Source organism: Bradyrhizobium semiaridum, from assembly GCF_020329505.1.
In the GTDB taxonomy this organism is placed as follows: domain Bacteria; phylum Pseudomonadota; class Alphaproteobacteria; order Rhizobiales; family Xanthobacteraceae; genus Bradyrhizobium; species Bradyrhizobium semiaridum.
On sequence record NZ_JAGKJJ010000025.1, the window covers coordinates 18212 to 43124 of the forward strand.

At 65.5% G+C, this 24913-nt stretch carries 22 protein-coding genes and 1 pseudogene; 12 read left to right on the top strand and 11 right to left on the bottom strand.

Translation table 11 applies throughout. The annotated features are described in order from the left end of the window. Positions 1–42 precede the first annotated feature (42 nt). Positions 43–2835: a phosphoenolpyruvate carboxylase gene (gene ppc / locus J6500_RS24610; RefSeq protein ID WP_225715285.1), complete on the top strand. Its 2793-nt coding sequence runs from the start codon at positions 43–45 to the stop codon at positions 2833–2835. Positions 2836–2913: 78 nt separating this feature from the next. Here ppc and J6500_RS24615 read toward each other — a convergent pair whose 3' ends face one another. The 4 genes from J6500_RS24615 to J6500_RS24630 all read right to left on the bottom strand — a co-directional run bounded on the left by J6500_RS24615 (position 2914) and on the right by J6500_RS24630 (position 6835). Further along, a complete protein-coding gene (locus J6500_RS24615) occupies positions 2914–4026 on the bottom strand; it encodes an SMP-30/gluconolactonase/LRE family protein (RefSeq protein ID WP_225715286.1) in 1113 nt (370 codons plus the stop codon). Between the two features lie 181 nt (positions 4027–4207). Further along, a complete protein-coding gene (locus tag J6500_RS24620) occupies positions 4208–5122 on the bottom strand; it encodes an SDR family oxidoreductase (protein ID WP_225715287.1) in 915 nt (304 codons plus the stop codon). A gap of 155 nt (positions 5123–5277) precedes the next feature. Continuing rightward, positions 5278–6417, bottom strand: a complete 1140-nt coding sequence (locus J6500_RS24625) for a thiolase C-terminal domain-containing protein (protein WP_225715288.1) — start codon at positions 6415–6417, stop codon at positions 5278–5280. A gap of 4 nt (positions 6418–6421) precedes the next feature. Continuing rightward, a complete protein-coding gene (locus J6500_RS24630) occupies positions 6422–6835 on the bottom strand; it encodes a Zn-ribbon domain-containing OB-fold protein (RefSeq protein WP_225715289.1) in 414 nt (137 codons plus the stop codon). 209 nt (positions 6836–7044) lie between these two features. On the opposite strand from J6500_RS24630, the gene J6500_RS24635 reads away from it, so the two are divergent. From J6500_RS24635 to alkB, 9 genes are all read left to right on the top strand, one after another. Further along, positions 7045–8292, top strand: a complete 1248-nt coding sequence (locus tag J6500_RS24635) for an amino acid ABC transporter substrate-binding protein (RefSeq protein WP_225715290.1) — start codon at positions 7045–7047, stop codon at positions 8290–8292. A gap of 43 nt (positions 8293–8335) precedes the next feature. Further along, a complete protein-coding gene (locus tag J6500_RS24640) occupies positions 8336–9259 on the top strand; it encodes a branched-chain amino acid ABC transporter permease (RefSeq protein ID WP_225715291.1) in 924 nt (307 codons plus the stop codon). After that, complete coding sequence (locus tag J6500_RS24645; RefSeq protein ID WP_225715292.1) at positions 9252–10175, top strand: branched-chain amino acid ABC transporter permease; 924 nt, start codon at positions 9252–9254, stop codon at positions 10173–10175. Before J6500_RS24640 ends, J6500_RS24645 begins: the two co-directional genes overlap by 8 nt. Next, positions 10165–10893: an ABC transporter ATP-binding protein gene (locus J6500_RS24650; protein ID WP_225715293.1), complete on the top strand. Its 729-nt coding sequence runs from the start codon at positions 10165–10167 to the stop codon at positions 10891–10893. The genes J6500_RS24645 and J6500_RS24650 overlap by 11 nt, the downstream gene beginning before the upstream one ends. Further along, entirely contained in the window at positions 10883–11602 is a 720-nt protein-coding gene (locus J6500_RS24655; RefSeq protein ID WP_225715294.1) for an ABC transporter ATP-binding protein, read from the top strand. The genes J6500_RS24650 and J6500_RS24655 overlap by 11 nt, the downstream gene beginning before the upstream one ends. Positions 11603–11684: 82 nt before the next feature. Beyond that, the gene (locus J6500_RS24660) at positions 11685–13034 is read left to right on the top strand and encodes an amidase (RefSeq protein WP_225715295.1); all 1350 of its coding nucleotides are present in this window, start codon (positions 11685–11687) and stop codon (positions 13032–13034) included. Further along, positions 13027–13713 (top strand): DUF2848 domain-containing protein, encoded by a 687-nt coding sequence (locus tag J6500_RS24665; protein WP_225715296.1) that lies wholly within the window; start codon positions 13027–13029, stop codon positions 13711–13713. The genes J6500_RS24660 and J6500_RS24665 overlap by 8 nt, the downstream gene beginning before the upstream one ends. 143 nt (positions 13714–13856) lie before the next feature. Next, complete coding sequence (locus J6500_RS24670) at positions 13857–14600, top strand: 2OG-Fe(II) oxygenase (protein WP_225715297.1); 744 nt, start codon at positions 13857–13859, stop codon at positions 14598–14600. Positions 14601–14606: 6 nt separating this feature from the next. Beyond that, a complete protein-coding gene (gene alkB / locus J6500_RS24675) occupies positions 14607–15260 on the top strand; it encodes a DNA oxidative demethylase AlkB (RefSeq protein WP_225715298.1) in 654 nt (217 codons plus the stop codon). Positions 15261–15268: 8 nt separating this feature from the next. Here the strand turns inward: alkB and J6500_RS24680 are convergent. The 6 genes and pseudogenes from J6500_RS24680 to hpaH form a co-directional block, all read right to left on the bottom strand. Further along, a pseudogene (locus J6500_RS24680) lies at positions 15269–16763 on the bottom strand (thiamine pyrophosphate-dependent enzyme). 25 nt (positions 16764–16788) lie between these two features. Further along, positions 16789–17661, bottom strand: a complete 873-nt coding sequence (locus J6500_RS24685) for a fumarylacetoacetate hydrolase family protein (RefSeq protein ID WP_225715299.1) — start codon at positions 17659–17661, stop codon at positions 16789–16791. Between the two features lie 157 nt (positions 17662–17818). Then, a complete protein-coding gene (hpaD, locus tag J6500_RS24690; RefSeq protein WP_225715300.1) occupies positions 17819–18802 on the bottom strand; it encodes a 3,4-dihydroxyphenylacetate 2,3-dioxygenase in 984 nt (327 codons plus the stop codon). A 123-nt stretch (positions 18803–18925) separates the two neighbouring features. Further along, a complete protein-coding gene (gene hpaE / locus J6500_RS24695; protein WP_225715301.1) occupies positions 18926–20467 on the bottom strand; it encodes a 5-carboxymethyl-2-hydroxymuconate semialdehyde dehydrogenase in 1542 nt (513 codons plus the stop codon). Beyond that, positions 20460–20858, bottom strand: a complete 399-nt coding sequence (locus tag J6500_RS24700) for a 5-carboxymethyl-2-hydroxymuconate Delta-isomerase (RefSeq protein ID WP_225715302.1) — start codon at positions 20856–20858, stop codon at positions 20460–20462. Before J6500_RS24700 ends, hpaE begins: the two co-directional genes overlap by 8 nt. Positions 20859–20885: 27 nt before the next feature. Beyond that, a complete protein-coding gene (gene hpaH, locus J6500_RS24705; RefSeq protein WP_225715303.1) occupies positions 20886–21692 on the bottom strand; it encodes a 2-oxo-hept-4-ene-1,7-dioate hydratase in 807 nt (268 codons plus the stop codon). A gap of 110 nt (positions 21693–21802) precedes the next feature. Here hpaH and hpaR point away from each other — a divergent pair, with 110 nt between their 5' ends. Beyond that, positions 21803–22339 carry a homoprotocatechuate degradation operon regulator HpaR gene (gene hpaR, locus J6500_RS24710; RefSeq protein WP_225715304.1) on the top strand — a complete coding sequence of 179 codons (537 nt, stop codon included), beginning with the start codon at positions 21803–21805 and terminating at the stop codon, positions 22337–22339. A 53-nt stretch (positions 22340–22392) separates the two neighbouring features. On the opposite strand, the gene J6500_RS24715 is transcribed toward hpaR, so the two are convergent. Then, on the bottom strand, positions 22393–23388 hold the full coding sequence (locus tag J6500_RS24715; RefSeq protein WP_225715305.1) for a GntR family transcriptional regulator: 996 nt from the start codon (positions 23386–23388) through the stop codon (positions 22393–22395). A 244-nt stretch (positions 23389–23632) separates the two neighbouring features. On the opposite strand from J6500_RS24715, the gene J6500_RS24720 reads away from it, so the two are divergent. After that, positions 23633–24778 (top strand): ABC transporter substrate-binding protein, encoded by a 1146-nt coding sequence (locus J6500_RS24720; RefSeq protein ID WP_225715306.1) that lies wholly within the window; start codon positions 23633–23635, stop codon positions 24776–24778. The last annotated feature ends 135 nt before the right edge of the window (positions 24779–24913 follow it).

Here is a 24913-nt window from a genome sequence, read left to right on the forward strand (position 1 = left end):
ACACTCGGAAGGAGCCGGGCAGCCTGTGGAGTAGCCAAGCCGATGTCTCCCCAGACCATGCCTTCCGAGACCGATATCCGCGCCCGGAGCGCCGCCGAGATGCAGGCGCAGGAGGAAGATGCGCGGCTGCGCAACGATATTCGCCTGCTCGGCCGCGTGCTCGGCGACACCGTGCGGGACCAGGAGGGGGCCGAGGTGTTCGACCTGGTCGAGCGCATCCGGCAGACCTCGGTCCGGTTCCACCGCGACGAGGACCGGCTGGCGCGGCAGGAGCTGGAGGCCATCCTCGACAGCATGTCGATCGCCGACACGGTGCGGATCGTCCGCGCCTTCAGCTACTTCTCCCACCTCGCCAACATCGCCGAGGACCAGAACAACATCCGCCAGATGCGCAGCCGCGGGCCGGGCGGGGCGCCGCGGCCGAGTACGCTGGAGCAGACACTGACCCACGCCAGGCAGGCTGGCATCAGCCCGGCCGACCTGCGCAGCTTCTTCCGGGGCGCGCTGGTCAGCCCGGTGCTGACCGCGCACCCGACCGAGGTCCGCCGCAAGAGCACGATGGACCGCGAGATGGAGATCGCGGACCTGCTCGACCGCCGCGAGCGGCTGCAGATGACACCGGACGAGAGCGAGGCCAGCGACGAGCAGCTGCGCCGCGCCGTCGTGACGTTGTGGCAGACCAACCTGCTGCGCCGGACCAAGCTGACCGTGCTCGACGAGGTCGGCAACGGCCTGTCGTTCTACGATTACACTTTGTTGCAGGAAGTGCCGCGGCTGCATTGCGCGCTGGAGGACCGCCTCAACAAGGAGGGCGGCGAGCCCGGCGATCTCGCCTCGTTCCTGCGGATGGGAAGCTGGATCGGCGGCGATCGCGACGGCAATCCGTTCGTCACCGCGGAAGTGATGCGCGGCACGTTGCGGCTGCAATCGAGCCGCGCGCTCAGCTTCTATCTGGAGGAGCTGCATGCGCTCGGCGCCGAGCTGTCGCTGGCGGCGCATCTGGCCGATATCTCGGAGGAGCTGCGGATCCTGGCCGAGCGCTCGCCCGACACCTCGCCGCATCGCAGCGGCGAGCCTTATCGGCTGGCTGTGTCAGGCATCTATGCGCGGCTCACGGCGACGGCGGTCAGGCTGGAGGTCGAGACCACGCGGCCGCCAGTCGGCAAGGCCGAGCCCTATGCCAGTGTGAAAGAGTTCCAGGCCGATCTCGACGTGCTGAACCGCTCGCTGATATCGAACAATTCCGGCGTGATCGCGCGCGGGCGGCTGCGGCTGCTGCGCCGCGCGGTGGATTGCTTCGGCTTCCATCTAGCACGGCTCGATATCCGCCAGAACTCGGCGGTGCACGAGCGCACGGTGGCGGAACTGCTCGATACCGCGATCCCCGGCATGTCCTATCTGGCGCTCGGCGAGGAGGCCCGCGTCAACCTGCTGCTCGGCGAGCTGCGCAGCGCGCGGCCGCTGGCTTCGCCCTTCGTCAAGTATTCCGAGGAGACCCAGAGCGAGCTCGCCGTGTTCCGGGCCGCGGCCGAAGCGCATGCGAAATTCGGCCCCGAGGTGATCTCTCAATGCATCATCTCGATGTGCCAGGGCATGTCCGACATGCTGGAGGTCGCGGTGCTGCTGAAGGAGGTCGGGCTCGTCAACCCGTCCGGCCGCAGCGCGATCAACATCGTGCCGCTGTTCGAGACCATTGAGGACCTGCAGGCCTCGAGCGGCATCATGGACCGCATGCTGGCGCTGCACGACTACCGCAAGCTGGTCGACAGCCTTGGCAGCGTGCAGGAGGTGATGCTCGGCTATTCCGACAGCAACAAGGACGGCGGTTTCGTTACCTCGGGGTGGGAGCTCTACAAGGCCGAGATCGGTCTCGTCGAAGTGTTCGAGCGCCATGGCGTGCGGCTGCGGCTGTTCCACGGCCGCGGCGGTTCGGTCGGCCGCGGCGGCGGTCCGAGCTATGACGCGATCATCGCGCAGCCGGGCGGGGCGGTGAACGGCCAGATTCGCATCACCGAGCAGGGCGAGATCATCTCCTCGAAATATTCCAATGCCGAGGTCGGCCGCAGCAATCTGGAGATTCTTGCCGCGGCGACACTCGAGACCAGCCTGCTGCAGCCGCGGCGGAGCGCGCCGCGCCCGGAATATCTGAAGGCGATGGAGGAGATCTCGGCGCTCGCGTTCAAGGCCTATCGCGGCCTCGTCTACGAGACCGATGGCTTTGCCGAGTATTTCTGGGGCTCGACCGTGATCAACGAGATCGCGACGCTGAACATCGGCAGCCGTCCGGCCTCACGCAAGAAGACCCGCGCGATCGAGGACCTGCGCGCCATTCCGTGGGTTTTTTCCTGGGCGCAATGCCGCCTGATGCTGCCGGGCTGGTACGGTTTTGGCGCTGCTGTCGAGACCTGGATCGCACAGCATCCCGAGCAGGGCATGGCGTTCCTGCAGGAGCTCTACCGGGAGTGGCCGTTCTTCCGCACGCTGCTGTCCAACATGGACATGGTGCTGGCAAAGAGCTCGATCGCGATCGCCTCGCGCTATGCCGAGCTGGTGCCTGATGTCGAGTTGCGCGAGAAGATTTTTGGCCGCATCCGCCGCGAATGGCACCTGTCGATCGAGACGCTGCTCGACATCATGGGCCACGACCGTCTGCTGCAGGGCAACCCGCTGCTGGAGCGTTCGATCCGCAACCGTTTCCCCTATCTCGACCCGCTCAACCACGTGCAGGTGGAGCTGCTCAAGGAGCATCGCGCGCAGAACCCGGATGAGCAGGTGCTGCGCGGGATCCAGATCACGATCAACGGCATCTCGGCGGGACTCAGGAATAGCGGGTGACGAGAATGCGAATAGCGAATGGCGAGTAGCGAATAGGGAGATCCCTATTCGCCATTCGCTACTCACTGTTCGCCCTCTTCAGCAGATATGCGCGCCCTTGGTCTCGACATACACCGCATAGAGCGACTGGCTCGCGGTCATGAACAGGCGGTTGCGCTTTTTGCCGCCGAAGGTGAGGTTGGCGCAGGTCTCCGGCAGGAGAATCTGGCCGATGCGCTGCCCGTCAGGCGCGAACACCTGGACGCCGTCATAGCCCGGACCGACCCAGCCGGCGCCGACCCAGACGTTGCCGTCGACGTCGACGCGCAGGCCGTCCGGGAAGCCTGACTTGCCGTCCAGCGTCATGTCGATCAGCGTGCGCGGATTGGAGAGCTTGTCGCCGTTGAGGTCGTACTGCCAGACGATGTTCTTGGCGTTCGGATAGTGCGTGATGCCGGTGTCGCAGACATAGACCTTCTTGTAGTCGTGGCTGAAGGCGATGCCGTTCGGCTTGAACGGCTCGTCGGCGACCTTGGTGATCTGGCCGGTCGAGGCATCGATGCGATAGACCGCTTCCTTCTGGTAGGGCTGTTTCGAGCCGGTATTGGCGAGCTGGCCTTCATAGATCGAGATCGCGCCGTAGCCGGGATCGGTGAACCAGATCGACTTGTCGTTGGGATGCACGACCATGTCGTTCGGCCCGTTGAGCGGCTTGTCGTTGGCTTTCTCCGCCAATGTCGTGACCGAGCCGTCGTGCTCGTAGCGGACCAGCCGGGTGCGCTCGGCGGTGATCTGCCGGCCCTCATAATCGAACGTCGAGCCGTTGGCTTCGTTCGACGGCTTGTGGAACTGCTCGGAGATGTGGCCGTCATCGTCGAGATAGCGCAGCTGCCGGTTCGCCGGAATGTCGCTCCATACCAGATACTGGCCCTGCGCGTTCCACGCCGGGCCCTCGGCCCACAGACATCCGGTGTAGAGCCGCTTGATCGCGGTATTGCCGACCTTGGCCTTGAAGCGCTTGTCGTCGATCACGACGATGTCGGGATCGGGATAGCGCTGCGGCTCCGCATTGGGGCCATAATCGCGCGCCGCAGCATCCGATGCCGCGAGCGCAGTTGCAGCAAGCGCGGTTGCACCGCGCAAGATCGTGCGACGGTCAAACGCCTTTGCGCCGTCGTCATGATGTTTCTGAACATTGCTCGGATTTGTCATGAAGTCCTCCCAAGTTTCTTGTTATCGGGAGGACGATCATGCGCCCGCAATTCTGGCACAATGCGGGCACGCTGGGACGAAACAACCAAAGAGTGTGCCGTCCGGGTTCTCTGCGCGATTACGCGCAGAGATCGCCGGAACGGCGCTTCATAAAATTGTCAGATCAGATCAGATCCCAAACTCAGATCGGATCCCAGGTGAAGACGTCGGCCGAGCGGTCGAGCTTGGCGAACGAATCCTTTAGCGCCGGCATGCCGTGTTCGGCGATGGTCTCCGGCGTCCAACCTTCGCTGCGATGCACCGAACGCACCGGACGATGCTGGCCGAACAGGAAGATCTCGTTCATGCGTACGCCGAAGATCTGCCCGGTGACGTCCTTGGCGGCGTCCGAGAGCAGATAGGCGCAGACCGGCGCGATCTTCTCGGGGCCCATCTGCTTGATCTTCTCGACCCGCGCCTTCTGGGCTTCGGTCTCGGTCGGGATGGTACCGATCATGCGGGTCCAGGCGAACGGCGACACGCAGTTCGAGCGCACGTTGAAGCGGCCCATGTCGAGCGCGATCGACTTCGACAACCCAACGATGCCGAGCTTGGCGGCGGCGTAATTGGCCTGGCCGTAATTGCCGATCAGGCCCGAGGTCGAGGTGAAGTGCACGAAGGAACCCGACTCCTGCTCGCGGAAGATGCGTGCCGCTGCGTGCGAGACGTAGAACGAGCCCATCAGATGCACCTTGATGACGGCCTCGAAGGCTTCCACGCTCATCTTGTGGAAGATCATGTCGCGCAGGATGCCGGCATTGTTGACGACGCCGTCGAGCCGGCCAAAAGCATCGGTCGCGGTCTTCACGATCTTGCTGGCCGGAATTGCTTCCGCCACCGACTCGAAATTGGCGACGGCCGTGCCGCCGCGCTTCTTGATCTCCTCGACCACCTCCTCGGCAGGCGCCGCGCTGGTGCCGGCACCGTCGGCCGCGACGCCGGGATCGTTGACGACGACCTTGGCGCCTTCGGCGGCACAGAGCAGCGCGATCTCGCGGCCGATGCCGCGGCCCGCGCCGGTGACGATGATGACCTTGTCCTGCAGTGATTTTGCCATGTGGGTTCTCCTTGTTGCTGTGTTTGGAGGCTCATGCAGAACTCCACTCGTCATGCGCGGGCTTGACCCGCGCATCCATCCTTTTCACAAGGTGATGGATTGCCGGGTCAAGCCCGGCAATGACAGAGCGGGTGCTGCGCTCGCGCCGGCCATTGCTACCGTTCGTTGGTAAAGATGATCGTGCCTGATGCCGCGAACATGCCGCCGACGCCGTGGCAGACCGAGATCTTCGCGTTCGGCACCTGCGCCGGCGCGATGCCGCGCATCTGCCGGACGCTCTCCTGCAGCGCGTACATGCCGTACATGCCGGAATGCATGTAGCTGAGGCCGCCGCCATTGGTGTTGAGCGGCAGCTTGCCGCCGGGGCGGGTGTTGCCGTCGGCGATGAACTTGCCGGTCTCCTCATAGGGCATGAAGCCGAGATCGCCAAGCCCGTAGAGCGGCAGGTGCGCGAAGGCGTCGTAGATCATCAGATGATCGACGTCCTTGTGCGTGATGCCGGCTTCCTTGAAGGCGAGCGGGCCCGCGACCTTGAAGGCGCGCGATGAGTCGAAGGTCTGCATCTGGCTGACCATCGGCGTTTCCACGCTCTCGCCGGTGCCGAGAATGTAGACCGGCTTTCTCGGAAAGTCCCTGGCGCGGTCCGCGGAGGTCAGGATCAGCGCGCCGCCGCCGTCAGTGACGAGGCAGCATTGCAGCAGGCGGAATGGATAGGCGATCATCCGCGAATTCAAGACGTCGGCGACCGTGATCGGGTCCTTCATCGTCGCGCGCGGATTCTTTGCCGCCCATTCGCGCTGCACGACCGCGACCATCGCGAGCTGCTCATGGGTGATGCCGTGCGTCTTCATGAAGCGCAGCACCGGGATCGGGAACATGCTCGGCGGCCCGTAGACGCCGTAGGGCGCCTCGAACTGGCCGTTGAGGCTGTCCGCCGGCGTCGAGCGCGGCAGCTTGCCGATCATCGACTTGCCGCTCTCGGCATGGGTGATCAGCACGGTCTTGCAGAGGCCGGCCTCGATCGCCGCGGCAGCGTGGCGGACATGCAGCATGAAGGAGCAGCCGCCGACCGAGGTGCCGTCGACCCAGGTCGGCGTGATGCCGAGATAATGGGCGATCTGCTGCGGCGTCTCGACCGCGGTGGCGATGCCGTCGATATCCGACACTTTGAGGCCGGCATCCGCGATCGCGTTCAGCGCTGCGTCCGCGTGCAGCTGGATCTGCGACATGTTCGGGATGACGCCGAGCTCGGTGGTTTCGGCCGCACCGACGACGGCAACCTGGTTCCTGCGCATCGCGTTACCCCTTGGCCGGACGGAATACGGGAAGGGTGATCTTGTCGTCGAGCGCCTGGAACGCGACCTCGAGCTTCATGTCGAGCTCGAGCGCTTCCGGCGTCTGCGGGCAGTCGATGATGTTGCTCATCATGCGCGGGCCTTCGTCGAGCTCGACCACCGCGATGGCGTAGGGCGGCGTGAAGCCCGGCGCGGCGGGACGATGGTTGATGACGTAGCTGTAGAGCTTGCCCTTGCCGCTGGCCTTGAACACCGACACCTTGCGCGAGGCGCAGGAGGGGCAGAACGGCCGCGGCGGGAAATAGACATGGGCGCAGGCATCGCAGCGCTGCAGGCGCAATTCGCCGGCCTTGGCGCCGTCCCAATAATGCTGGGTTTCCGGTGTCGGTTTTGGTTTCGCGCGCGCGGGCTCGGCCATGTCTGTTCGCTCCTCCCGAAATCGTTACAACACTGATGCGACATTGGACTAATGGACGTCAACGGTCTATCCGCGCTCACGCATGACGCCTGTGTTCCACGCATGCCGCATATTCCGCCCCTCGCACAATTGCTGGGCTGCAATGCTTGTGTCCCCCGGTCGCGGCGCGTAGAAGGGCCGCGTTCAAAGACAAGCCGGGAGGAATATTCATGTTGAGGATGATCGGCGCGGCACTCGCTGCCAGCCTCGCAATGGCGACACAGGCGATGGCTGCGGATGCGCCGTCGGAGATCAAGATCGGCACCCTCTACGCGTCCTCGGGCCGCTACGCCTCGATCTCGATGCCGGTCTACAGCTCGCTGAAATTGTGGGTCGAGCAGAAGAACGCCGAGGGCGGCGTGTTCGTGAAGGCCTTCGACAAGAAGATCCCGATCAAGCTCGTGTCCTATGACGACCAGAGCAACACCGCGACCGCCTCGACGCTTTACAACCAGCTCATCACCCAGGATAAGGTCGACCTGCTGGTCGCCGATTCCGGATCGGTGCTGACCGCACCGGCAGTTGCGATCGCGCGCGACCACAAGATGTTCCTGTTCGACCAGACCGGGACCGGCGCGAGCTTCTTCTCGAAGGACAATCCCTACATTGCGCTGATGGCCGACCCGGTGTCGACCGTCTGGCCGAAGCCGGTCGCCGATTTCATCAGTCATGACGGCCCGGGCCTCGGCATCAAGAAGATCGCGATCCTCTACGCCACCAACGAATTCACCGGCACGCAGGCCAACGCGTTCAGGAAGTTCGTCAAGGACTCCGGCGCGCCGATCGAGATCGTCTACGACCAGGGCGTCCCGACCGAGACCACCAACTACAACGTCATCATAAACAACATCACGCGGGCCAATCCCGACGCGGTGATCCATTTCGGCTACGCGCCGAACGACATCGCCTTCCTGCGCAACGTCCAGGACGTCGGCACCAAGTTCAAGATGCTGTTCGCGATCTATGCCGGGCTCGAGACCGAGCTGCTGGAGAAGAACGTCGGCGCCAAGGGCCTCGAGCACGTCTGGACCTATGTGCCGCCGTCCGAGCTGGATTATCCCGTCAATTTCGGGATGAACATGAAGGAGTTCCGCGATGCCTGGCAGAAGAAGTACAACGACGGCAAGATGGAGTTCGGCTTCAACGCGGTGGCCGGCTACACCACCGCGCTGGTGATCGAGAAGACGCTGTCGGTTGCGACGAGCCTCGACCAGATGGAGCTGCGCCGCGCGGTGTTCTCGCTCAGCGGCCAGCTCAAGACCCTCGACGGCACCTTCGCGCTCGACGAGACCGGCGGCCAGATCGGCGAGCTGACGCCGCTCGGCCAGCTCACGGTGGACGAGCACGACCACATCAAGTTCGTCTCGATCTATCCGCACGAGACCGCCACCGGCAAGCCGATCTATCCGGCGCCGTGATGCGGTCTGGCGGCAAGTATAGGCTTCGGCCGCGGGTCATACCATGACCTATGCGCTCGTTGCCGGCGTGCTGTTCGGGCTGTATTTCAGCCTGGTCGGTATCGGTCTCAATCTCGTGTTCGGCGTCATGCGCATCGTCAATCTTGCGCATGGCGACATGCTGATGCTGGGCGCCTTCATCGCGCTCGGCGTGGTCGGCATCGCCGGCATCGATCCGCTGTTCGCGGTGCCGCTGGCCTTCGTGGTCTTCCTGCTCGCGGGCCTGCTGCTGTACTGGGTGTTGGTGCCGCGCCTGCAGGGCTCGGCCAATCCGGAGATGCTGTCGATCATCTTGTTCTTCGGCCTGTCGCAGGTGATCGAGGCGGTGACCACGATCTTCGCTGGCACCAGTGAGCGTTCGATCCAGAGCCGGCTGCTCGGCAGCGTGTTCACGACCATCAAGGTGAAGTGGTTCGGCGGCAAGGCCGGCGGGGCAGGGCCGATCCAGATCCTCGGCCAGGGCTTTCCCGCGCCCTGGGTGATCGCGGCCGTCACCAGCCTGATCGTGATCGCGCTGGTCTACCTCTATCTCTACCACACCCGGCTCGGCACCCTGACGCGCGCGGTGATGTCACGGCGCGACGAGGCGCTCGCGACTGGCATCGACGTCGACCGGGTCTCGGCCGCGGCGTTCGGCATCGGGCTCGGCATCGCGGCGGTCGCCGGGGTATTCGCGCCCTTCATGTTCGGCTCGATCACGCCGGCCTTCGGCGCCGACGCCACGGTGACGTCGTTTGCCATCGTGGTGCTTGGCTCGCTCGGCAATCCGCTCGGCACCGCGCTCGGCGGCATCGTCTACGGCCTCTGCTACATGCTGGTGCAGACCTATCTCAGTTCCTGGGCTGATCTCTTGCCTTACGTGTTGTTGATCGTGATCCTGTTGTTGCGTCCGAGCGGCCTGCTCGGAAGGCGGGTGCGCGTTGCCTAGTGCTGCATCCAGACATCTGCTGTTCATCCTGGCGCCGCTGGTCGCGGTGTTCGCACTGCTGCCAGGCGTCTATCAAAACCACCTTCTGCTGTTCAACTTCGTGATCTTCCTGATCCTCGCGCAGGGCGTGAACATCATCTACGGCTTCACCGGCTATCTGCCGTTCGGCTATGTCGGCTTCTTCGGCGCCGGCGCCTATGGTTTTGCCATCATGGTGATGCACCTGCAGTGGCCTGCGGTGCTTGCCGTGCTGGTCGGCGGCGTGGTCGCGGTGCTGCTCGGCCTGTTGCTGACGCCGCTGCTGCGGCTGTCGGGGGCGTATTTCGCGATCGCCAACCTCGCGGCCTCGCTCGCGGTGCTGCACTTCGTCGCCAACCCGGCGCTGGAGGGGATCACCAAGGGGCCCTACGGCGTGTCGCTCACCGGCACGTTCAATCCGACGCATGCGTATTACGCCGCGGTCGTGGTGATGGGGCTGACCGTGGCCGCCGTCGTCTATCTGAAGAACTCCGCGTTCGGGCTTGCGCTGCAGGCGGTGCGTGAGGATGCGGTATCCGCCTCGATGGCCGGCGTGAACGTCGTCAAGATGCGGGTGATCGCCTGGCTCGCCTCCGCGCTGATCGCCGGCCTCGCCGGCGGCATCTACGCCTGGTACGTCTCGGTGTTCTATCCCGACAACGTGTTCTCCGGCGAGTTCTCGATCTTCGCCATCGTGTTCGCGCTGTTCGGCGGCGTCGCCACCATCACCGGGCCGATCGTCGGCGTGATCATCCTCTACGGCATCTACAACCTGATCGGCTTCACCACGCCGCAATATTTCCAGCTGATCTACGGCCTCCTGATCATGGGCCTCGTGCTGTTCCTGCCCGCAGGGCTGGTGTCGCTGGCAACGCGCAGGGGGTGGAATGTCCCCTGAGCGAACCCCGATCCTCAAGGTCTCGAACCTGGTCAAGCGCTTCGGCGGCTTCCATGCGCTCGATGGCTTGAGCTTTCACGTCACCCCGGGCGAGATCCTCGGCCTGGTCGGCCCCAACGGCTCCGGCAAGACCACGGCGATCAACGTCATCTCCGGCCTGTACGCGCCGGACGGCGGCGAGGTCACCTTCGACGGCGCGTCCGCCGGCGGTGCCGCGTCGCACAGACTGGTTCATCGCGGCATCAACCGCACCTTCCAGGTGCCGAAGCCGTTCCTGTCGCTGACGGTGCGGCAGAACATCCAGGTCGCGCTGGCCTATGGCGGGGCGACCGGCGCGCCGTCGATCGCGGAGCTGCTCGACGACTATAGGCTGAAGGAGGTCGCCGACCGCCCCGCGGCCGATCTCAACAGCGCGCAGCAGAAGATGCTCGACCTTACCCGGGCTCTCGCCACACGGCCGCGGCTGTTGCTGCTCGACGAGCTCGCGGCCGGCCTCAACCCGGCCGAGCTCGACTGGATCGCCGGCCGCATCAAGGCGCTCGCCGCGACGGGCATGGCCATCATCGTGGTCGAGCATCTGATGGGTTTCATCGAACAGATCACCGACCGCGTCATCGTGCTCAACGCCGGCAAGGAGATCTTCGAGGGCACGCTCGCGACTGCGGTGCGCGAGCCGCAGGTGATCGAGGTGTTTTTGGGAGGCGAGCATGCCCGCTGAGACGGCGCCGCTTCTCGACGCCAAGGGCGTCGACGCCGGCTACGGCACCATGCAGGTGTTGTGGGGCGTCGACCTCGACGTCCGTCCCGGCGAGACCGTGCTGCTGCTCGGCGCCAACGGCGCCGGCAAGACCACCTTCCTGAAATCGCTGGTCGGCCTGATCGAGGCGCGCAGCGGCCAGATCAGGCTTGGCGGCGACGACATCACCAGGATGCGCTCGTCGGACCGCATGAAGCGCGGCATGACCTACATGTCGGAGCTCGCGGTGTTTCCCGATCTGTCGATCGAGGAGAACATCCGGGTCGGCGCGCAGGCGCTGGGCCATGCCAATCCGGGCGCGCGGGTCGACGAACTCTATGGCCTGTTCCCGGTGCTGCGCGACAAGCGCCGCGACCCGGCCTCCAGCCTGTCCGGCGGCCAGCGCAAGATGCTCGGCATCGCCAAGGCGCTGTCGGCCGAGCCGAAGCTGCTGGTGATGGACGAGCCCTCGGCCGGGCTGTCGCCGCTGTTCGTCAAGGAGGTGCTCCGCGCCCTGTCGAGCTTGCAGAGCCGCGGATTGTCGCTGCTGATCGCCGAGCAGAATATCGGCTTCCTCGACATCGCCACCCGCGTCTTCGTGCTGGAAGGCGGCCGCATCCGCTTCTCCGGCACGGTTGCCGAGATGAGCGGCAATGAGGAGCTGCATCGCGCTTATTTCGGGCTGAAGTGACACGATCCGGTGCGGCGCGGGCGATCTGGAAATCCGCGCCGGTCTGGGCGATAGTCGGCTCCCGCCTCACAAAGTGAAAGCCATGCCTGATAATCCGACTCTCGCCTCCCTTGCCGCCGATCTCGCCAGCGGCGCGACCACCGCTCGCAAGCTCGTCGAACAGTGCATCGCCAGGATCGCCGATCCCGCCGGCGAGGGCCAGCGCACCTTCATCCATGTCGATAAGGAGGCCGCGCTTGCGGCAGCCGACGCGATGGACCGGCTGCGCAAGGCCAATGCGGCGCCGTCGCCGTTTGCCGGCATTCCGGTCTCGATCAAGGACCTGTTCGACATCAAGGGACAGGTGACGCGCGCCGGCTCGCGCGCGCTGGAGGATTCGGCGCCGGCCGAGGCCGATGCGCCGGTGGTGGCGCGGCTCAAGCGCGCCGGCTTCATCGTGATCGGCCGCACCAACATGACCGAGTTCGCCTATTCCGGCATCGGCATCAACCCGCATTACGGCACGCCGAAGAGCGCCTGGAACCGGAGCGTCGGCCATGTGCCCGGCGGCTCGTCCTCGGGTGCCGCGGTCTCGATCGCCGATGGCATGGCGTTCGGCGCGCTCGGCACCGACACCGGCGGCTCCTGCCGCATCCCGGCCGCGTTCAACGGCATCGTCGGCTACAAGCCGACGCAGCGCCGCATCCCGCTCGACGGCGGCGTGCCGCTGTCGTTCACGCTCGACAGCTACGGCCCGCTGGCCAACTCGGTGGCGTGCTGCGCCGCGCTCGATGCCGTGCTCGCCGACGAGCCGGTACGGCCGCTGACGCCGCGGCCGGTGAAGGGCATGCGGCTCGCGGTGCCGACCACCGTTGCGCTCGACGATCTTGACGATGTCGTGGCAAAGACCTTCGAGCGTGCGCTGGCGTCGCTGGCGCGCGCCGGCGCCTTGGTCGAGCGCATCGAGATGCCGGAGTTTCTCGATGTCGGCGTCATGAACGCCAAGGGCGGTTTTGCCGCGGCGGAAAGCTACGCCTGGCACCGCTTCCTGCTGGCCAGCAAGGGCGACATCTACGATCCGCGCGTGGCGGTGCGGATCGCGCGCGGCGAGGGTTTTCTGGCTGCCGATTACATCGATCTGCTCAATGCGCGCCGCTCCTTCATCGCCCGCACCGGGCAGCGCATTGCGCCCTATGATGCGATGGTGCTGCCGACCACCGCGAACCTGCCTCCCAGCATTGCCGATCTTGCCGACGACAAAGCCTTCACCACCGAGAACCTGCGCGCGCTGCGCAACTGCTCGCTGATCAACGTGCTCGACGGCTGCGCGATCTCGCTGCCCGCGCATCGCGAGGGCGAGGTGCCGGTCGGCCTGATGCTTGCCGCCGCCGGCGGTTCGGATCGCCGCATCTTCGAGCTTGCGGCCGGAATGGAGGCCGTCATCCGTGTTTGACCTCACCTTCACTATCGACGACAAGGGCGTCGCCACGCCGCTGACGATGGAGATCCGGCAGGCGGTGATCGCCGGCTGGACCGGCCGCGATCCGGTCGCGCGCGACAAGCACATCGCCGAGCTGGAAGCGATCGGCATCGCGCGGCCGGCGACGACGCCGATCTACTATCGCTGCTCGGCGCGCCGGCTGACCTTCGCCGACACGATCGAGGTCTGCGGCGAGGACTCCAGCGGCGAGGTCGAGTTCGTGCTGATCGGCTGGCAGGGCCGCGTCTTCGTCGGCTGCGGCTCCGATCACACCGACCGCAAGGTCGAGAGCTACAGCGTCACCGTCTCGAAGCAGATGTGCGACAAGCCGATGGCCTCCGAGCTGTGGGAGCTCGAGGACGTGATCGGCCATTGGGACCAGCTGATCCTGCGTTCCTGGGCCACGATCGGCGGCCAGCGCGTGCTCTACCAGGAAGGCACGCTCGATCATATGCTGCCCGTGCAGGATCTGATCGCGCGCGGCTTCGACGGCAAAGGCCTGCCCGACGGCTGCGCAATGTTCGGCGGCACGTTTGCGGCCAAGGGCGGCATCCGCCCGGCCAGCCGCTTCGAGTTCGAGCTGGAGGACCCGGTGCTGAAGCGGAAGATCAGCCACGGCTATGACGTGGTCACGCTGCCGGTACGAGGCTAGCTCCGTCATTGCGAGGAGCGAAGCGACGAAGCAATCCATGTCTCCACTTGCGGCGACATGAATTGCTTCGCTTTGCTCGCGATGACGGCGGAACCATCGGAAATCGGGTGGCGCCGACGATTGTCATGCACCAGATTTACCCCATGACAGCCACAGCCAAGACCATCACCCGCTCACCCGGCGGCGTCCAGGCCCGCGTCGACGCCCTCGATTGGGACCAGATCACGGCCGATCTCGACGCGCAGGGCTGCGCCGTTCTTCCCGGCCTGTTGACGCCGCAGGAATGCGACGCGATCGCCGCGCGCTATCCCGACGACAGCCAGTTCCGCAGCAAGGTCGTGATGGGCCGCCACGGTTTCGGCCGCGGCGAGTACAAGTACTTCTCCTATCCGCTGCCGGATCTGCTCGCCGAACTGCGGCCGGCGCTGTACGCGCATCTCGCCGCGACGGCCAATCGCTGGAACCAGACGATGGGCGTCGACATCAGCTATCCCGCATCGCACGCGGCGTTCCTGAAGCGCTGCCATGACGCCGGGCAGACCCGGCCGACCCCGCTGTTGCTGCAATATGGCGAGGGCGACTACAACTGCCTGCACCAGGACCTCTATGGCGAGCACGTGTTCCCGATCCAGGTCGCGATCCTGCTGTCGCAGCCGGGGCGCGATTTCACCGGCGGCGAGTTCGTGCTCACCGAGCAGCGGCCGCGAATGCAGTCGCGGCCCGAAGTGGTGCCGCTCACCAAGGGCGACGCGGTGGCGTTTGCCGTGCATCACCGTCCGGTGCAGGGGACGCGCGGGCCGTATCGTGTCAATCTGCGCCATGGCGTCAGCCGGATCAGGTCCGGCCATCGCCACACCGTCGGTGTGATCTTCCACGATGCGAAGTGAGTGCAGGTGACCGCTGATCTATTCGAGACCGTCGGCGACGCACGGCCCTCGCGCGAAATCATCGCGGAGGGCGCCGTGCTGCTGCGCGGCTTTGCCAGGCCGTTCGAGGCGGAGTTGATTCCCGCGTTGCGGATGATCGTGAAACAGTCGCCGTTCCGCCATCTGGTCACGCCGGGCGGCCACAGGATGTCGGTCGCGATGACCAATTGCGGCAGCCTCGGCTGGGTCTCCGATCCCCGCGGCTATCGCTACGACCCGATCGACCCGAACACGGGACAGCCCTGGCCGGCGCTGCCGAACGTGTTGCGCAAGCTCGCCGCCAACGCTGCGGCCGAAGGCGGATTTGAGGACTTCGCGCCGGAGGCATGCCTGATCAACCGCTACGTGCCGGGCGCAAAGCTGTCGCTGCATCAGGACAAGGACGAACTCGATTACGCAGCACCGATCGTCTCGGTGTCGCTCGGGCTGCCGGCAACTTTCCTGTTCGGCGGCCTGAAGCGCAGCGACACGCCGCGCCGCTACCGGCTCGAGCATGGCGACGTCGCGGTCTGGGGCGGACCGTCACGGCTGTTTTACCACGGCGTCGCGCCGCTCGCCGATGGTGAGCACGGCGTGCTCGGCCGGCAGCGCATCAACCTGACCTTTCGCAAGGTGCGCTGAGGCGCGCCTCAGATGTTCTTCGCGGGATGGATGAACGCCCAAGGCGAGACCTCGGAACCGGTCGGCACTTCCACCGAGATCAGGTAAGGCCCGCCGTCGGCGAGCGCTTTCTCCAGCATCGGGCGGAAATGGTCCGGCGAGGTGACGCGCGCAGCGCCGACGCCGAATGATTCCGCCAGCTTGACGAAGTCAGGATTGACGAGGTCGGAGGCGACCACGCGGCCGTCAAAGCGCTCCTGCTGGTCGCGGCGCACATTGCCGTAGGCGTTGTTGTTGAACACCAGCGTCACCACGCCGATCTTGAACTGGACGGCGGTGGCGAGCTCCTGCACGGCGAACATGAAGCCGCCGTCGCCGGTGATCGCGACGACGGGCTTGTCCGGATTGGCGACCTTGGCGCCGAGCGCGGTCGGGAAGCCCGAGCCGAGCGTGCCCTGATAGCCCGAAGTGACGAAGGTGCGCGGCTGGTAGACCGGGAAGCCATACCAGGAGGCGAAGCCGACCTGCGACAGCTCGTCGGTCACGATGGCGTTCGCCGGCAGCACCTCGCGCAAAATCTTCAGATAAGCCATCTGCGGCTGGATGCGCTGGATTTCCTGCTCTGCGGCAGCCGTGGCTTCGCGGATCACGCTACGCCGGCCGCCTGTCTTGCTGAATCCGGCCTTCTTCACGGCCGCGACGAGATCGGCTGTGCCCGCCCTGGCGTCGGCGACGATTGCGGCGTCACAGACCAGCCGGCGCATTTCGACGGGATCGATGTCGATGCGAACCGACTTCAAGCCCGGCGGCTGGTAGGGCCAGCGGAATCCCGACGCGGGCAATTCCATGCGGGTGCCGATGCCGATCATCAGATCGGTCTTCGGCCAGAGCTTGTAGGCCGCGGCTCGGCGCATTGCTGGCCTTGATCAGATCGGCGGCCGCCTTGATGCGGTCGGGATCGGGCTGCGGCGCCGGCAACGGCTCGAACGGCTTTGCCGGCGCGACCTGGGCGCGCTGGGTGAACACGTCCCACGGCATCTCCAGCGACGCGGGGCCGCGCCGGCCCGACAGCATCTCCTGGAACGCGCGCGACACCATCGCGGGCGCGCTGTCGGGATATTCGATCCGGTCGGCCCACTTCACGAAGGTGCGCAAGGTCGCGAGCTGGTCCGGCATCTCGTGCAGATGGCCGCGGCCCTTGCCGAGGAACGGCGTCGGCACCTGGCCGGTCAGGCACAGCACCGGCTCGTTGCAGCCGAACGCGGTGAGCAGCGCCGCCGAGGCGTTGAGCACGCCGGGGCCGGGCACCACGCTGAACACGCCGGGCCGGCCGCTGGAGCGCGCATAGCCGAACGCCATGTAGCCGCAGGCCTGCTCGTGCCGTGCGCCGATCACCTTGAGCTGCGCCTGGTGGAACGCATCGAACAGGCCGTAGATCTGCGCGCCGGGCAGGCCGAACACGGTGTCGACACCGTGGGCGACGAGGCCGTTGACGATCGCTTCGCCGCCGGATGTTGAGGTCATGGCACGGTCCACTTGCTTTGAGAGGTTAGCTGGCTTCGTCGACGACGCCGTTGCGCAAGATGCCCACGCCCTCGGCTTCGACCTCGACGACATCGCCCGGTTTCAGATAGCGCGGCGGATCGAACCGCGCACCTGCGCCGGTCGGCGTGCCCGTCACGATGACGTCACCGGGAATCAGCGTTGTGAAGGTGGAAATGTAGTTGATGAGATAGCGGAAGCCGAAGATCAGCCGCGAGGTGCGGTCGTCCTGCCTGATCTCGCCGTTGACGCGGGTGGTCAGGCGGATATCGGCGATCTGCGCCTCATCGGTGTACGGCACGATCCACGGGCCGAGGCTGCCGGTGGAATCGAAATTCTTGCCCTGGGTGACATTGAATTTGGCATGGCGCACCCAGTCCCGGATGGTGCCCTCGTTGCACAGCGTGATCGCGGCGATGTGATCGAGCGCGGCACTTTCCGGAATGTGCCGCCCGGCCTTGCCGATCACCAGCACCAGCTCGCCTTCATAGTCGAGCTGCGGCGAGATGCGCGGCCGCACCACCGGCGTGTCGTGGCCGACGAACGAGCGCGGCACGCGGAGGAACATGCTGGGATATTTCGGCGCGTCCGAGCCGTCCTTGTACTCGGCATTGCGATCCGGATAGTTGACGCCGATGCAGATGACCTTCTCCGGCGAGGGGATCGGCGGCTGCCAGGCGACCGCGTCGAGCGCGTGGTCGGGCGTGCGCTTTGCGGCGTCCTCCGCGAGCTTTTGCAGCGCGCCGGCCGCGATCGCCTCGCGCAGGGTCGGGTAATCCTTGGCAAACCGTGACGAGAGATCGACGATGCCGGCGTCGGTGACGGCGCCATAGCTGGCGACGCCGTTCACGGAATAGGTGGCGAGGCGGAGAGTGGGCATGGGCGGTCCAATTTTTTGATGTCGTCCCGGCGAAGGCCGGGACCCATACTCCGCGGCCATCGGAAGGGGCACGCGGCCAGACATTGTTTCGACGACTCGATTCGGTGGTTATGGGTCCGGCCTTCGCCGGCACGACGGGTGGATGGTGTTTCGCGAACTAGTCCGCAACCAGCACGTCGGCGACGAAGCGCGGCTCACGCACCGCCTGGCCGGCGAAGGGCGAGCCCTCCTCGAACCAGGAGCGCGGCGCCGGTGCGCCCCACAGCGTCTGGCGGCGCGGATCGCGCAGCGACCAGCGCAGCGGCTCGTGGTCGTGGTCGCCGGTGAAGTAATCGCTGGTGTAGAGCTCGATGCGGTGGCCGTCGGGATCGCGGATGTAGAGGAAGAACGCGTTGGAGATGCCGTGCCGGCCGGGGCCGCGCTCGATGTTCTTCAGGAAGCCGCTTGACGCCATCACGTCGCAGAGATGCACGATGTTCATCGCGGTCGGCACCCAATAGGCGATGTGGTGCAGCCGCGGCCCCTTGCCGTTGGTGATGGCGAAGTCGTGGACATTGCCCTTGCGGTGCATCCAGGCCGCGGCGATGCGGCCGTTGTCGCCGTCTTCCTCGGCATATTCGGTGAGGCGGAAGCCGAGCCGGGCGTAGAAGTCGACGGTGTCCTGCACCTCGGCGGCGAACACGTTGAAATGGTCGAGCCGCTGCGGGTGGCAGCCCTTGTAGAGGTCGTAGCGCCGGAGCAGATGCGGGCGCTTCTCCATCGTGGCATAGAGCTCGATCTGGAAACCGAAGGGGTCGGTGAACTGCAGGGTGCGGCCCTGGAACGGCTGCTCGACGAAGGCGTAGGCAATGCCGTTCTCGGAGAAGAAGGACGCGGCCTTGTCGAGGTCGCCGTCATTGCCGACCTTGAAGCCGAGCCGGTTGCAGGCGGCTTTCGCCGCCTTGCGCAGTACGACGGAGTGATGCTGGTGCTCCTCGCTGGCGCGCAAGTAAGCCGAGTTGTGGTCGCGGTCCTCGACATGGAGGCCGACGGTCTTCTCGTAGAACGCGGCGCTCTTGTCGAGGTCCGTGACGTCGAGCACGGCGTGGCTGCAGCGGATGATGTTGAACGGCGGATCGAAGACGTGCGTCGGAACGGGCATGGTGTTTCCCCTCTCAATCGTAATTCCGGGGCGCGCAGCGAACCCGGAATCTCGAGATTCCAAAATTCGCAAATTGCGAATTGGGGTTCGGTCCTGCGGACCGCCCCGGAATGACGGTGATTGTTACATTCCCAGTTTCTGGATCTTGTGCGTCCCGCGTGCGAGCGAGACGTGCTTGGTTTCCATGTAGAAGTCGAACGAGTAGTCGCCGCCGTCGCGGCCGATGCCGGACGCCTTCATGCCGCCGAACGGCGTCGGCAGATGGCGGACATTTTCGGAGTTGAGCCAGATCATGCCGGCCTCCAGCGCGTCGGCGACGCGCAGCGCGCGGCCCATGTCGCCGGTCCAGACATAGCCGGTCAGTCCGTAATTCACGCCATTGGCGATCTCGATCGCGTCTTGCTCGTCGCGGAACGGGATCACGGTCAGGAACGGACCGAACACCTCTTCCTGCGCGACGCGCATCTTTGCATTCGCGCCGGTGACCAGCGTCGGTTGCACGTAGTGCCCACCGCCGGGGCCGTCATGCGGCTTGCCGCCGACCGCGATGGTGGCGCCGTCCTGCTTCGCGACGTCGAAATAGCTGCACACCTTGGCGAGGTGACGCTCATGGATCAGCGGCCCGATCTCGGTCGCGGGATCGAGGGGATGGCCGACCTTGAGCGCTTTCACCCGCGCCGTCAGCTTCGCGATGAAGCTGTCGGCGATGCTCTGCTGGACCAGGAGGCGGCTCGACGAGGTGCAGCGCTCGCCGTTGAGCGAGTAGATCATGAACACGACGGCATCGAGCGCGCGGTCGAGGTCGGCGTCATCGAACACGATCACCGGGTTCTTGCCGCCGAGCTCGAAATGCACGCGCTTCAGCGTCGGCGCGCCCTGCGCCATGATCGCCGATCCCGTCGCGCTCTCGCCGACGAAGCCGATCGCCTTGATGGCGGGATGCTGGGTCAGCGCCTTGCCGGCGTCCTCGCCGAAACCGTGCACGGTGTTGAACACGCCGTCGGGAATGCCGGCCTGCTTTGCCAGCTTGACCAGCAGGTCGGCCGTCACCGGCGACCATTCGGCCGGCTTGTGCACCACGGTGCAGCCAGCGGCCAGCGCCGGGGCGATCTTCCAGGTCGAGAGCATGAACGGCGTGTTCCATGGCGTGATCACGCCGACCGGGCCGATCGGCACGCGGGTGGAGATGTTCCAGTGCTCTTCGCTCGGCGTGTTGAGGCCGTCGCGCGCCTCCGCGCATTTGTCGGCGAAGAAGCGGAAATTCTCCGCAGCGCGGATCGCGGCCTTGGCCATGAAGCGGTGCGCCTGGCCGGTGTCGATGCATTCGAGCACCGCGATGTCGTCGGCGCGATCCTCGATCGCATCGGCGACGCTGTGCAGCAGCTTGCGGCGCTTTGCGGCCGGCAAGTCGCGCCAGCTCTTGAAAGCGCGCGCGGCCGCGGCCGCAGCGCGGTCGATATCCTCGGCATTGCCGCGTGCCACCGTCGCCAGCACGCTGCCGTCGATCGGCGACTTCGTCTCGAAGGTCTGGCCCGAGGCCGACGGCACGACCTTGCCGTCGATCACATGTCCGATGCCTTCCGCCTTCAATTTTGCGAGGAGGGGGCGGGCGCGGTCGCGGTTGGCCTGGAACACGTCGGCAGATGTCGGGCTGGCTTTATCCATTGACCGTCTCCACTTTCAGCGCCTCGTGGATGTTGTTGCGCTTCCAGCTCGTGTCCTTGTCGTTGATCTGCATGTCGAACGACAGCGCGAACTTGCTGCTGGCGAACACCGGATCGAGGTGCGCCGACAGCTTCTTGAAGATATGCTCGCCGGCCGTCTTGCGGGTGGCGAGATCGCGGCCTTCGCCGAGCCGCAGCACCATATCGAGGAAGCCGTAATTGGTTCTGCCGTCAGCGATCGCGTAATGCTCGCATCTGACGGCGCGGACGCGGATGCCGCCGAGCGGAAAGATGCCGGTCTCGACCGCGGCCGTGCGGACCACCTCGACGGTCTTGCCCATATCGACGAGGCCGTCGAGATTGGCGGAATATTCGAGCGTGAAGTGCGGCATGCGGCTCTCCTGCTGATATCGGGGCGGTCAGGCGAAATAGCAGCTTACGGAACCGTATGGTCCGTAGTCGGCCTGGATCGTGTCGCCCTTGCGCGTCTCGATCGGGCGGATGAAGGAGCCTGCCAGCACCACCTGGCCGGCCTCCAGCGCCAGCCCGTTCGGCGCGATCTTGTTGGCGAGCCACGCCACCGCGGTCGCCGGATGATTCAACACGCCGGCGGCCAATCCGGTTTCCTCGAGCTGGCCGTTGCGGAAGCACAGCGCGCCGATCCAGCGCAGGTCGGCGTCCAGTGGGCGGATCGGCCGGCCGCCGAGCACGATGCCGGCATTGGCGGCGTTGTCGGCGATGGTGTCGAAGATTTTTCGGGTCGCCTTAGTCTCGGGATCGACGCGCTCGACCCGCGTGTCGAGAATTTCCAGCGCCGGCACCACGAAGTCAGTGGCGTTGAGCACGTCGAACAGCGTGCAATTCGGCCCCGCGAGGCGGTGCTTCATCACGAAGGCGAGCTCGGCCTCGACGCGGGTTGCGATGAAGCGATCAGTCGGCACCAGCCCGCCATCGGCGAAGAACATGTCGTCGAGCAGGATTCCGGAATCCGGCTCGTCGATGTTGAGCGCGCTCTGCATCGCCTTCGAGGTCAGGCCGATCTTGTGGCCCTTCACCACGCGGCCCTGCGCGACCTTCATCTCGACCCAGGCCTTCTGAATCGCGTAGGCATCCTCAAGCGTAATGCCGGGATATTCCAGCGAGAGCTGGCGGATCTGCTTGCGGGTCTTTTCCGCCTGGTCGAGCCTGGCTGCGGCAGTGCGGATGTCGTCCTTGGAGAGGGCCATGCGTGCTACACAAAATTGGATGCCGGAAGATGATTAACATGTTAAGTAGATTCCCGCAAACTGAATCGCTGCATGTTGCAGCGCAAAAGTTTGTCGCAGTGGATTGAAGCATGGCGCGCAAGAAATCGTCGCACGAGACACGATCCGGGCCGGCCGAGGCGGGGCCGCCCCGCCGCGCGCCGATGCGCGAGTTCTCGCGCTCGCTGCCGATGTCTCTGCTGCGCGCGCGCGAAGCCGTGATGCGGCAATTCCGGCCCTCGCTGCGCAATCACGGGCTCACCGAGCAGCAGTGGCGCATCCTGCGGGCGTTGTCGGCCGTGGACGAGATTGAAGTCACCGAGCTCGCGCATATGGCGTTCCTGCTCGGGCCGAGCCTGTCGCGGATCCTGCGCGACCTCGAGGGGCGGCAACTGATCGAGCGCAAGGCGGCGGAGACCGACGCGCGCCGCGCCGTGGTCTCGATCTCCGCGAAGGGGCTGAAGCTGATCGAGGCGGTGGCGCCGACGTCGGAAGCGATCTATGCCGAGATCACCAGGCGGTTCGGTTCACGCAAGCTCGCCGAGTTGCAGGAGATGCTGGGCGGCCTTGAAGCGAGTCTGGCCGACATGGCGGCCGCCGACGAGGGCGAGGTCGAAGCCGACGAGTAGCTGTGACATCCGTCCGTCATTGCTTCGTCGCTTCGCCCCTCGCAAGAGAAAGGTCAGGCCATGTAGGGAACGCGCGAAATCACGTTGAGGGCGCGGAATTCGGCGATCCAGCCGGCGACCTTCGAATGCGACCACTCGATATGCCGCCGCAAGGTCGCGGCTGCGGCCTCGCCGTCGCGGGCGCGCAGCGCTTCGATGATCACCAGATGCTCGTCCATGAAGGAATCGATCTGCGGCGCGGTCAGGGCCACCTGGATGTGCTTGCCGATCACGAAGGCGCAGTGGGTGCGCTTGAGGGCTTCGATCATCTCGCGATTGACGCCGTAGCCGAGGCAATGGATGTGCAGATCGCCCTCGATCTCGTCGAGTTCGGCGACACCGATGCGGTCGCGACACCGAATTCCCTCGCGCAGCCGCTCCGCCATCCGGTCGAGCAACGCCGCCGGAATCTTCGCCGCGGCGGATTTCAAGAGCAGCGGCTCGAGGGTTGCCCGCACCTCGAAGATGTCGCGAAGGCGGTCCTCGTCGAGTGGCACGACGTACCAGTGCGCCTTGGCGCCTTTCTCCAGAATTCCGAGCGCCTGCGCGCGCAGCAGGAGGTTGCGGGCGACCGTGCGCCCGACGCGGAAATGCCGCGCCAGCGCCAGCTCGCTGACGCGGAAGCGGCCGAACAGCGACCGGTAGATGATCTCGCGTTCGAGCTTGTAATAGAGGGTGTCCCAGGCGTCGCTTCGCACGGCCTCGACCGGCCCGTTGGTCAGCCCCAGCATTTGCGGGGTGATCGGGACGCGCCGTGGTTCGACCTCGCGCTTGCCGGCGATGACGCCGCGGCCGTCGAACCGGCGCACCAGGCCGATGGTCTCGAGCTGCTCGAAGGCTTGCCGCACCGGGGAGCGGCTGGAGCCGAACAGGGTCGCAATCGCCGATTCGGACAACACGGTGCCGGGCGGGACGTCGCCGGCGCGGATGCGCTTGGCCAATGCGGCCTTGATCAGCGCATAGGCCGGCTGCTTCCGTCTGGTCTGCGATTTCGCTCTCGGAATCGACATCGATGGCTGCCCGGCGACCACACTAACACGTGATCTCAGCGAGGTCGCCCGCAACAGGCATTTACGCACGCCCATGATGAATTTTTGGTCATTGCGTGCAATGTCCAATCATGATTAGCTGATCGGACGATTGAATTGACGATCGCCGTTGTGCGTCGCGCGCGCTGCAGCGGCGTCAACGTTTGCGTTGAGTTCATCTCAGAACAGCCGGCATGCAAGCTCGGCGCGATACAGGGAGGATTGAATGAAACTGACGAGACGTGAGTTTTCCGCCGGTTTGGCGGCAGGTCTCGCTGCTCCCGCACTGATGCGGAGCGCGTGGGCGCAGGGCGCCACCATCAAGATCGGCATGTGCGTGCCCGTCACCGGACCGGCGGCGGAGCAGGGGCTGTGGGCGCAGAACGGCGCCAAGCTGGCGCTGGCTGCGGTCAACAAGGCCGGCGGCGTGCTCGGCAAGCAGGTCGAACTCGTGATCGAGGACGACCAGACCACCAATCCCGGTATCGTGCTCGCCTTCTCCAAGCTCGCCGCGCAATCCGACATCGTGGCCTTCCTCGGCTCGATCCGCTCGACCCAGGTGCAGGCGATGGCGCCCGACGTCATCAAGGTCGGCAAGCCGGTGATGATCGGCGGCACCAACCCCGACCTCACGCATTCGGGCAATCCGTGGCTGTTCCGCTTCCGTCCGAACGACAATTATTCCGGCCGCGTGATCGCCGATTTCGGCGTCAATACTCTGGGCAAGAAGAAGTGGGCGATCGTCCATTCCACCGACGCCTTCGGTACCGCGGGCGGCAAGGCGCTCACCGAAGCCCTGACCAAGCTCGGCGCGCCGCCGGTGCTCGACCAGGGCTATGCCAATCAGAGCCAGGACTTCACCCCGGTGGTGCTGGCGGTGAAGCAGTCCGGCGCCGACGTGCTCGGCACCTACTTCACCTTCGAGAACGACCTCGGCATCTTTGCCCGGCAGCTGCGCCAGCTCGGCGTCAACATTCCCTGGGTCGGCTCGCCTTCGGTGGTGGCGGTCTCCTCGACCAAGCTCGCCGGCCCGGCGCTGTTCGGCACCTACGGCGTTGCCGACTTCGCGGAGGATTCCAGCGATGCTGCCAAGGCGTTCGGTAAGGCCTATCGCGATGCCTACAAGACCGCGCCCGACAACCAGAGCGCCTGGCCCTATGATGCGATCACCATCCTGTCGGCGGCGATCAACAAGGCGGGCTCGACCGACCCAAACAAGATCCGCGACGCTATCCTGGCGACGCAGAAATTCGCCGGCGCAGAAGGCGAATACAATTTCGACAAGAACGGCGACGGTCTGCACGGCTACAACGTCGTGAAGAACGACAAGGGCAAGATCGTTTACGACAAGCACATCGACTTCAACGACTGATCTGACACGGTCACAGGGTCAGGGAGCCACGAACGGATGGGTTCCCTCCCCCTTGCGGGGGAGGGTTAGGGAGAGGGGTAAGCCGCACGGGCGGTGCTCGTGGCTTATCCCTCTCTCCAACTCTCCCCCGCAAGC

Bases quoted from the DNA above. Each gene is read 5' to 3' on its own strand.
- J6500_RS24620 (WP_225715287.1), bottom strand. From the start codon at position 5,122: ATGGCAAAATCACTGCAGGACAAGGTCATCATCGTCACCGGCGCGGGC.
- J6500_RS24625 (WP_225715288.1), bottom strand. From the start codon at position 6,417: ATGCGCAGGAACCAGGTTGCCGTCGTCGGTGCGGCCGAAACCACCGAG.
- hpaE (WP_225715301.1), bottom strand. From the start codon at position 20,467: ATGGATAAAGCCAGCCCGACATCTGCCGACGTGTTCCAGGCCAACCGC.
- hpaR (WP_225715304.1), top strand. From the start codon at position 21,803: ATGGCGCGCAAGAAATCGTCGCACGAGACACGATCCGGGCCGGCCGAG.
- J6500_RS24630 (WP_225715289.1), bottom strand. From the start codon at position 6,835: ATGGCCGAGCCCGCGCGCGCGAAACCAAAACCGACACCGGAAACCCAG.
- hpaH (WP_225715303.1), bottom strand. From the start codon at position 21,692: ATGGCCCTCTCCAAGGACGACATCCGCACTGCCGCAGCCAGGCTCGAC.
- ppc (WP_225715285.1), top strand. From the start codon at position 43: ATGTCTCCCCAGACCATGCCTTCCGAGACCGATATCCGCGCCCGGAGC.
- J6500_RS24660 (WP_225715295.1), top strand. From the start codon at position 11,685: ATGCCTGATAATCCGACTCTCGCCTCCCTTGCCGCCGATCTCGCCAGC.
- J6500_RS24640 (WP_225715291.1), top strand. From the start codon at position 8,336: ATGACCTATGCGCTCGTTGCCGGCGTGCTGTTCGGGCTGTATTTCAGC.
- J6500_RS24650 (WP_225715293.1), top strand. From the start codon at position 10,165: ATGTCCCCTGAGCGAACCCCGATCCTCAAGGTCTCGAACCTGGTCAAG.
- J6500_RS24715 (WP_225715305.1), bottom strand. From the start codon at position 23,388: ATGTCGATTCCGAGAGCGAAATCGCAGACCAGACGGAAGCAGCCGGCC.
- J6500_RS24685 (WP_225715299.1), bottom strand. From the start codon at position 17,661: ATGCCCACTCTCCGCCTCGCCACCTATTCCGTGAACGGCGTCGCCAGC.
- J6500_RS24670 (WP_225715297.1), top strand. From the start codon at position 13,857: ATGACAGCCACAGCCAAGACCATCACCCGCTCACCCGGCGGCGTCCAG.
- J6500_RS24720 (WP_225715306.1), top strand. From the start codon at position 23,633: ATGAAACTGACGAGACGTGAGTTTTCCGCCGGTTTGGCGGCAGGTCTC.
- hpaD (WP_225715300.1), bottom strand. From the start codon at position 18,802: ATGCCCGTTCCGACGCACGTCTTCGATCCGCCGTTCAACATCATCCGC.
- J6500_RS24635 (WP_225715290.1), top strand. From the start codon at position 7,045: ATGTTGAGGATGATCGGCGCGGCACTCGCTGCCAGCCTCGCAATGGCG.
- J6500_RS24615 (WP_225715286.1), bottom strand. From the start codon at position 4,026: ATGACAAATCCGAGCAATGTTCAGAAACATCATGACGACGGCGCAAAG.
- J6500_RS24655 (WP_225715294.1), top strand. From the start codon at position 10,883: ATGCCCGCTGAGACGGCGCCGCTTCTCGACGCCAAGGGCGTCGACGCC.
- J6500_RS24700 (WP_225715302.1), bottom strand. From the start codon at position 20,858: ATGCCGCACTTCACGCTCGAATATTCCGCCAATCTCGACGGCCTCGTC.